Genomic DNA, 7,749 nt, shown 5'->3' on the forward strand with positions numbered 1-7,749 from the left:
GCGGACTCGGCGACTTCGCCGGCATACGCCAACTCTGCGTCGCCGCCAGGCCCGGCCGGGGCGGTCGCACGCCGACGCCGCTTGGGTGCCGCGTCGCTGTCGGAGGTCTTCTTGGCCGCGCGCTTGCGAGGCGCCGCCTTCTTCGTACCCGTCGCGCGGATCGTCGTCTCGGTGGCCTCCGCGGATTCGCCCGAGGCTGGAACGGCCGGCTCGCCGGCAGCCGCCGCTGCTGCCTCGGACGAGAGGTCGCGGTCGTTGGTCGTGTCGCTCATCGCGCACACCTTCCGTCACCACGCGGCGGCGCCCACACCGGCCGGTTCGAAGTCCGGCCCCGTCTCCGCGTGCTGCGGGTGAGTCGCGCCGGCCGGAGCCGACACGGAAGTCGTCTAAGTTCCGCGGAGTGCGGTTCGCGCGTGGCGCGTCACCGGCCCGAGGCGGCGCCATCCTTGTCGGCGGCTAGGGGATCGGCCACCTGCGCGCTGTCCGCCAGCCACGGCCCCTGCGCCAGGCGAGTCACCCGGGGGGGACTCGAGGGCACGAACCGGACCAAATCGCGCAGCGCGCTCAGAATGTCGTCGGGGCGAACGGCTGGTGTGGTGTGCCGAACGACCACTCGAAGTATCGCACATCCCTCCTCGGCGCCCACCTCAGCGTGGAGTAGCGCGTCGCGGACGTCGAGGCTCTTGGGGCCGGTCTTGAAGGCCCGGCTGACGGTGACGTCGGGCAGCGCCGACAACTGCGACCAGGCGGCATCGAGTGCCTCGACTGCGGTGTCGCGGAACTCGATTCGCCAATCGCTGGCTGCCAAGCGATCGGCCAGCGCACCCGGCCCGGCGGCCACGACGTCGATGATGTCGAGCCCGTCCGGTAGCGCCGCGTCGAGCGCCGCACGCAACTGATCGGGGTCGAGCACCTCGGTCACGCCGATCTCGAAGTACTCGGCCTCCGAGGCCATTCCGGTGGGCGCGCCACCGGCATACGAGATCTTCGGGTGGGGGTGAAAGCCGGCGCTGAAGGCCATCGGCACCTGGGCTCGTCGCAGCGCGCGCTCCAGGGCGCGGGCGAAGTCGCGCGCGGAGGAGAACCGGAGGCGACCACGACGGGCATACCGGATGCGGTAACGGGCCACGGTCGGTGCGGGCGGGGGGCCGTCTGGCCCAGGTGCGGGAGGCATAGCCGGACGATTATCGCGCACGACGGCACGGGTCGCTCCCTCTGCCGCGTCCGACTCCGTATGCCGTGGGGCGCGATTCGTCAGCCCGGCCGGCCGCCGTAGGGCAACAGATCGGAGCGGTAGATCGAGGCATAGCGCACGACTGCGCCCGTGTGCGGCGCTTCGATCATCTGCCCACCCCCGACATAGAGGCCGACGTGATAGCTGCTCTCCCCCGTCGAACCGTAGAACACCAGGTCGCCGGGCTGTAAGGCGTCGATGGCGACGCGGGCGGTCTCGGCCCACTGCGCTCCGGTGTAGTGCGAGAGCGACACGCCGGCCTGAGCCCAGGCCATCATCGTCAGGCCGGAGCAGTCATAGGTGTCGGGACCGTCCGCCCCCCACTCGTAGGGCTTGCCGAGTTGCGCCACGGCAAAGGCGATGGCGGCGGCCGCCCCGCCGGAGGGCGGCGGTGGTGGGGGCTGGCTCGTCGTCGTGCTGCTGGGCGTGCTCGTGCTCGACGACGGCGTGGTGGTCGTGCTCGTCGGCCGGGTCGTGGTCGTCGAGGTCGGCAGCGTGGTCGTCGTCGACGTGGGCCGGGTCGTCGTGGTTGAGGTCGGCCGCGTGGTCGTGGTCGAGGTCGGGTGCGTCGTGGACGACGAGGTCGGGGTCGACGTGCTCGTGGTCACGGGGGGCGGCGTGCTCGACGGGCTCGATGTGCTGGAGTTGGTCGACTGGTCGTGCTCGGCTGCGGCTGCAGCAGCGGCGGCAATGGCGTCGAGTCGCTGCTTCTCCAGTTTGGCGGAGGTGTCGTTCAGCGCGGCGAGCTGCTTGGCCAGGCTCTCGCGCTCCGCCCCGAGCCGCGATGTCTTCGCCGACGCCAGCGCGAGTTCGTCGCGGGCGATGCGATCGGCCTGGTCCGCACGGCGGCTGGCCTCGGCGCGGGCGGCCTCGGCTTGGGCAGCCGCAGCCTGCAGGCTCTGCGCGGTGCCGCTGACGACAAGCGCCGACTTGAGTTCTTCGTTCTGGTGCGCCGAGACCAGTTCCAGCGTCGCCGCCCGGTCGATGAGTTCCTGGGGGCCGCCGGCATCGAGCAGCGGCGCGAGCGACCCGAGCATCCCGCCCTGCTGATACATCGACGACGCGTAGTTGCGCAGGGACACCGAGGCGCCCGCCGCTTGGCCCTGCGCGGCATCGGCCTTGCGCTGCGCCTCGTCCGCGGCTTTGGTGGCCTTGGCCAGTTGCCACTTGGCGCCGTTCGCGGCCTCGCCGAGACGGGCCGCTCGCTCCTGCAACGCCGAGACGCTCGCGGCGGACGTCGCGTACTGAGCTTCAAGCGCGGCGACCTGCCGGCCCGCCGCAGCGGCTTCGGCTTTGGCCTGGGCCACCTCGCGGGCGGAGGGAATCCCGGGGTCGGCGTGCGCGGCATACGTGCCGCCGAAGAGGAGGGCCGCGACGAGAGCGGACCCGCCGACGAGTTGGAGGCGACGCACCGACGACGTGGGAAGCGCGGTGTGCCGCGGGCCCGGGCGTGACGCCATCGATCGCTCCTTGTCGGGGCCGGACTGCCGGCCGCTCGCGGGGCACCGGGGGGAGGGCGCGCTGGCCGCGGCCTTTCAGGGTACCGACGCTCAGATCCCACCCGTCACTTTCGTCACATCAGGGGCCCTGCGGAACTGGCCACGGACGCTGGTCGGGAGGGATAACACGGATGTCTTTTCGCAGGTTCTGCGCATTTATCGATCATCTGTCCAGACCACATCACGAGTCGATAACGCTTCTTCCTGGCCTGCGCGTGCGGGCTGCCTCGAGCGGACATCGAGGCCGCGATCGGGCGACGCCGTGCGCAGGCCTGTGGCAGACTGGCCGTCGAATGTGGCAGCAGGTTTAGTCTTCCCCGCGTACACAGGAACCGTCGGTAGCTTCGACTGCCGAGCAAAGCATCCCCTTGACGCCGCGAGGTGGGAGCCAGTCGGCAACGACTGTCCTCGATGGCTCGGGTGATGGGCGGGGGCGCGGGCCATTGCGGCTCGGCGCCCCCGTCGTATTCCTGCCTACGATTGCCCGTATGACCGACCCCTCCCCTCCCCCGATCGCTCTGATCACCGGCGGCGGCACCGGCATCGGCGCGGCCAGCGCGCGCCGGCTCGCTGCGATGGGATTCGACGTCGTCCTCACCGGGCGCCGCATCGAACCGCTGATGGCGACGGCCGCATCGATCGGCGCGCAGGCCCGGGCGCGGGTTATGGACGTCGCCGACGCCGAGTCGGTCGAGGCCGGCGTGGCCACCTTGGAGCGCTGCGATGTCCTGGTCAACAACGCCGGGGGCGCCCTCGGGTCCCAGCCGGTGGAGCAAGGTGATGTCGAGCAGTGGCGCGCGATGTTCGAGTCGAATGTGATCGGCACCCTGCAGGTGATCAAGGCTACGCTGCCGCTGCTGCACCGATCCCCGCGGGCGACGATCGTCGACATCTCCTCGACGGCCGGGCAGATTGTCTATGAGGGCGGGGCCGGCTATGTCGTCGCGAAGCACGGCACTTCGGTGATCTCGGAGACGCTGCGGCTCGAGCTCGCCGGGACGCACATTCGGGTGGTGGACATCCGTCCGGGGATGGTGCATACGGAGGGTTTCGCGCTGACTCGCTTCGGGGGTGATCAGGTGGCCGCGGACAAGGTGTATGCCGGTGTGGACCGCCCCCTGGTCGCGGACGATGTCGCGGCGTGCGTGGAGTTCGTTGTCGGCTTGCCGCAGCATGTCAACATCGACGCGCTCACCGTGCGCCCGGTCGCGCAGGCCGCGCAGCACAAGGTGCACCGGGGTCCGATCGACTGGCAGACCTCTTGACGAGGCAGCCTCCTCACGGGTCGATGTCGGCGCGGGCGCGCGCCTCGACGGTCAGCGTGATGCTCGACCCGATCGCCTCCACCACGCTGGACAGGATCGGCAGGTCGGCGGTCCCGGTGACCACGACGACGGCCGTCTCCCCGTCCGGTGTGCCCGTCCCGCCGTCGACATGCCAGCTCTGCATCCGATCGGGCAGCGGGCGGGCCGCGAGATTCTGCTGCGCGGCAACCCACACCGTGTCGTCGGTCAGCGGCACCGCCTGCCCGATGCCGTCGACGTATGCCCGGTCCGCGAGCGCATCGGCCGCATCCAGAGCCGCGGCGTCCGCAGCGTCGAGCAGACGCATGCGCGCTAGTTGAGCGCTCGTGACGGTGACGATGCCAAGGGTGAGCGTCAGGGCGATCATGCACAGCCCGATGATCAAGATGGTGATCCCACCCTCTTCCGCAGCGTCCGGTGCGGCCGCGGGCGGCCTCTGTCCCCGCCCAGCGCCTCCGGGAGCGCCGAGTCGACGCGCGTTCTCCAGGCTCATCCCACACCCCGGAATCGGTCGACGATCAGCACATGAGTGCTGCTGACCGGGACCTCCAAGGGGACCACCGATCGCGCGAAGCTCGGGATCAGCGGCAATGGCACGGACACCTCGGCCCGCACCTCGACCCTGCCCTCCGGTGTCAGGCAGGGCGAAGCGGAGCAGGAGATGGTGATGCCGCTGTCGCCTGCGTCAAAACCCTGATCCGCGAACGCGATGAGCGCAGCCGCGTCAGCACGGAGGCCCGGGTCCTGTCCGTCGACCGTGGTCACGAACGCTCGACCGGCTTCGCGCGCGGCCTGCGCCACGGCATACGACCCGGCTTGCACGCGTGCGACCATCAGCGTCAGATAGATGAGAGGCACGAGCAAGAGCACGCCGAGAAAGACGAACTCCACGACGGCGCTGCCCTCGTCGCCAGCTTGGGCCTGCTCGCTGGGGTGGGAGGTCATTGGCGCTCCTCGAACGCGCGGCCCACAACCTCTAGTTGCCCGTCGGGCCCGAGCGGACCGAAGACGGGCAACGGGGCCGAGACTCGGACAACGACGAGGGCAACGCCCCCGACCGATTCGGTCGAGACGGTGATGTCCTGGCTGAAGCGCGTCGACAGGGACCGGTTGATCAGTTCGCGTGTCCGCGGAATTGCGTCCTCCGGGATGGCGTCCGCTCGAGCCCCGAGCCGTGCGCCCTCTGCGGCGCACGAGATCAGGGTGTTGCGGATGTGCAGGGCGAGGCCGAGTTGAAAGACCGCCGCGAAGACGACGAGCAAGAGCCCGGCCACCATCGCGAAGTCGGCGACGGCGGCGCCGTCCTCACACGATCCCCGACCCGGTCGCGGTCGATGATCGGGGGCCATGAGTGGGATCAGTTGCCGCCGGGCTTGACGCTGTTGATGGCGTCTTCGAACATGGCCGACAACCGGTCCTGCGCGATGGCCCAGATGGCGGCGACCAGGCCGGCCGTCATGATCGTGATCAGCACCCATCCGGGGACGTCGCCGCGTTCGTTCTCGCGGTCGGTGAGGGCATCGCGGATCGCGGCGGTGAGCCGGACGTGCGCCTTGATGAGGTAGTGCGACATGGTGTCTCCTTCGGTTGGTGCCGCGCGGCGGTGCGGGCAACGGGGTTGTTACATAGAGAAGTTCAGGAAGTCGAAGCCCGGGAAAACGGCAAACAGCACAGTGATTGGCAGGACGAGGAAGACAACCGGAATCATCATGCCGATCTCCTTTTTTCCGCCCTTCTCCATCAAATTGCGCCGACCTTCCTCGCGGACGTCCTGCGCCTGGGCGCGGAGCACATCGGCCAGTGGTGTGCCTCGCTCGACCGCGATGACGACGCCGTCGACGAAGCGGCTCAAGGAGGTCAGCCCGGTTCGCTCCGCCAGTCCTTCGAGCGCCCGCGGGAGGCTGGCGCCTGCGCGCGCGTCCGAGAGGCAGCGAGCGAGTTCGGTCGCCAACTCGCCGTGAGCCAATCGGCACACCCGCTCCAGGGCGCCGACCGCACCTTCGCCGGCGCCGACAGCCAGGGCGAGAAGCTCTGCCACTGTTGGGAATTCGGTGAGCATGATGCTCTCGCGCCGATTGGCCTGGTAGCTGAGCCATTGGTCCCAACCGACGACGCCGGCGGACGCGCCCACGGCGATCATGAACAGCACCAGCAGGGACGAAGCACCGCTGCCGAGGAAGAGGGCCACGCCGACGACCGCGCCGGCTAGAGCGCCTGCCGCGCCGGCCAGCACCTGCTCGGCGCGAAATCGGTCGACATCCGCGGGCTTGCCCGCGCGAAGTTGCCGATAGCGAACCGATTCGGCACCACCGAGAATGCGCTCGACAAAACGCGCCAGGTCGCGCACGAGAGGCCGCCCGAGCACGGCGACCACTCCTGCGGGCGAATGGGTTTCGCGTTGCCGCAGGCGGGTGAAGATGGCGGTGTCGACGAGGTAGGGAGCCATGCGGGACTCCAGGGTCGGGCGACGGCTTGCCGGCAGGAAGCGGATGATCGTCACCACGCCGATCCCCAGCGCGAAGCCGACAAGGGCACCCCAATGCCCCGGGCCGAAGGCGAGGACGGGATTCATCCCAGGACCCGCTGTTCTTCCGGGAGGCGAGCGATGCGCACCATCAGGCGGTAAGCGATCAGGGTGCAGGCACCGCCCGCCACGAGCACCAGCGTTCCGGTGCGCGAGGCGTATGCCTGGACGGCCTCCGGCCGCGTGCACATCAGCGCAAGAACGATCCAGGGGGCGGCAACCGCAAGTCGTGCCGCGTTCAGGGTCCAGGACTGCCGAGTTTCGAGCTCGGCCCGCGTGTGGGCGTCATCGCGCAGGAAGCTGCTCAGGGTGCGCAACAGTCGCCCGAGGTCGCTGCCCCCTACCTCGCGCGCCATCCGTAGAGCCTCGACCAGACGGTCTCCGACGGGGTCGCTGAGATACGCCTTGAGGTTGTCCAAGCAGTCGTTGAACCGGCCGCTCACGCGGTAGTCCTCCGCGAAGCTGGCGAATGCCGGGCGCAACTCCATCGGGCCGCGAACGGCCAACTGCGACAAGGACTCCGGCAGCGCCAGTCCGGCGCGCACGCCCGAGGTGATGTTGTCGACCGCATCCGGCCACAGATCGCGCAGGGCAGCGCGCCGGCGCCGGGCCTTCATGCGGACCAAGGCGATCGGCCCGTAGGCCGCCATCGTCGTGAAGCACAGGGCGATTGACGCCACGCCGACAAAACCCATGAGGAGCACGAAGGTCAACGCGGCACCCAGGGCACATGTGCCTAGCAGGGCTCGTGGACCGATGGCGCCGTAGCCGGCCTGGACGAGTTCGTCACCGAGGCGGTCCAGGCGACTCCGGCGGGCGGCACGTGTCGTCGGCGGTCGCGGAACGGGAACCCAGCACGACCACCACATAAGGAAGATGCCGAGTCCGAAGAAGAGTCCGAGGACGAGTGGCGGCACGGCTCACTCCCCCTTGGCGAGGAGTTCGGGGAGCCGGTAGCCGGCGGCGTCGAACCGCTCGATGTGCGGCGGGAAGCCGTCAGCGCGCTGCAGCTCGCCGCCTCGACGCACGAAGATGTCGGCCATTTCGACAACGTCACCCTCGCACCGTCCTGGAATAGCGGCGATCTCGCGCACGCGCCGGACACCGTCGCGTTCGAGGGCCGTGTGAATGACCAGGTCGATCGACGAGGCGACGGTAGGGACGACAAAGCGGCTGCTGACGTTCTCG

9 protein-coding genes and 2 pseudogenes are annotated in these 7,749 nt (G+C 69.8%); 1 reads left to right on the forward strand and 10 read right to left on the reverse strand.

Annotation, left to right across the window (positions count from 1 at the left end; translation table 11 throughout):
- The 3 genes and pseudogenes from PKH97_RS09130 to PKH97_RS09140 all read right to left on the reverse strand — a co-directional run.
- A pseudogene (locus PKH97_RS09130) lies at positions 1-272 on the reverse strand (hypothetical protein); the annotation flags it as partial.
- A gap of 149 nt (positions 273-421) precedes the next feature.
- A complete protein-coding gene (locus PKH97_RS09135) occupies positions 422-1,129 on the reverse strand; it encodes a TIGR03936 family radical SAM-associated protein (RefSeq protein WP_324387094.1) in 708 nt (235 codons plus the stop codon).
- Positions 1,130-1,254: 125 nt separating this feature from the next.
- Positions 1,255-2,694 (reverse strand): C40 family peptidase, encoded by a 1,440-nt coding sequence (locus PKH97_RS09140; RefSeq protein WP_324387095.1) that lies wholly within the window; start codon positions 2,692-2,694, stop codon positions 1,255-1,257.
- 527 nt (positions 2,695-3,221) lie between these two features.
- Between PKH97_RS09140 and PKH97_RS09145 the strand changes: the two genes are divergently transcribed.
- Entirely contained in the window at positions 3,222-3,998 is a 777-nt protein-coding gene (locus tag PKH97_RS09145; RefSeq protein WP_324387096.1) for an SDR family NAD(P)-dependent oxidoreductase, read from the forward strand.
- A gap of 13 nt (positions 3,999-4,011) precedes the next feature.
- Here PKH97_RS09145 and PKH97_RS09150 read toward each other — a convergent pair whose 3' ends face one another.
- The 7 genes and pseudogenes from PKH97_RS09150 to PKH97_RS09180 all read right to left on the reverse strand — a co-directional run.
- Positions 4,012-4,530, reverse strand: a complete 519-nt coding sequence (locus PKH97_RS09150; protein WP_324387097.1) for a pilus assembly protein TadG-related protein — start codon at positions 4,528-4,530, stop codon at positions 4,012-4,014.
- A complete protein-coding gene (locus tag PKH97_RS09155) occupies positions 4,527-4,982 on the reverse strand; it encodes a TadE family protein (RefSeq protein WP_324387098.1) in 456 nt (151 codons plus the stop codon). The genes PKH97_RS09150 and PKH97_RS09155 overlap by 4 nt, the downstream gene beginning before the upstream one ends.
- Entirely contained in the window at positions 4,979-5,386 is a 408-nt protein-coding gene (locus PKH97_RS09160; protein WP_324387099.1) for a TadE/TadG family type IV pilus assembly protein, read from the reverse strand. Before PKH97_RS09160 ends, PKH97_RS09155 begins: the two co-directional genes overlap by 4 nt.
- An 8-nt stretch (positions 5,387-5,394) precedes the next feature.
- Complete coding sequence (locus PKH97_RS09165; protein ID WP_324387100.1) at positions 5,395-5,610, reverse strand: hypothetical protein; 216 nt, start codon at positions 5,608-5,610, stop codon at positions 5,395-5,397.
- A gap of 48 nt (positions 5,611-5,658) precedes the next feature.
- Positions 5,659-6,609 carry a type II secretion system F family protein gene (locus PKH97_RS09170; protein WP_324387101.1) on the reverse strand — a complete coding sequence of 317 codons (951 nt, stop codon included), beginning with the start codon at positions 6,607-6,609 and terminating at the stop codon, positions 5,659-5,661.
- Positions 6,606-7,478 carry a type II secretion system F family protein gene (locus PKH97_RS09175; RefSeq protein WP_324387102.1) on the reverse strand — a complete coding sequence of 291 codons (873 nt, stop codon included), beginning with the start codon at positions 7,476-7,478 and terminating at the stop codon, positions 6,606-6,608. The genes PKH97_RS09170 and PKH97_RS09175 overlap by 4 nt, the downstream gene beginning before the upstream one ends.
- A 3-nt stretch (positions 7,479-7,481) precedes the next feature.
- Positions 7,482-7,749, reverse strand: a pseudogene (locus PKH97_RS09180) (CpaF family protein); the annotation flags it as partial.

This window comes from Nostocoides sp. (assembly GCF_035343835.1).
Classification (GTDB): domain Bacteria; phylum Actinomycetota; class Actinomycetes; order Actinomycetales; family Dermatophilaceae; genus Nostocoides_A; species Nostocoides_A vanveenii.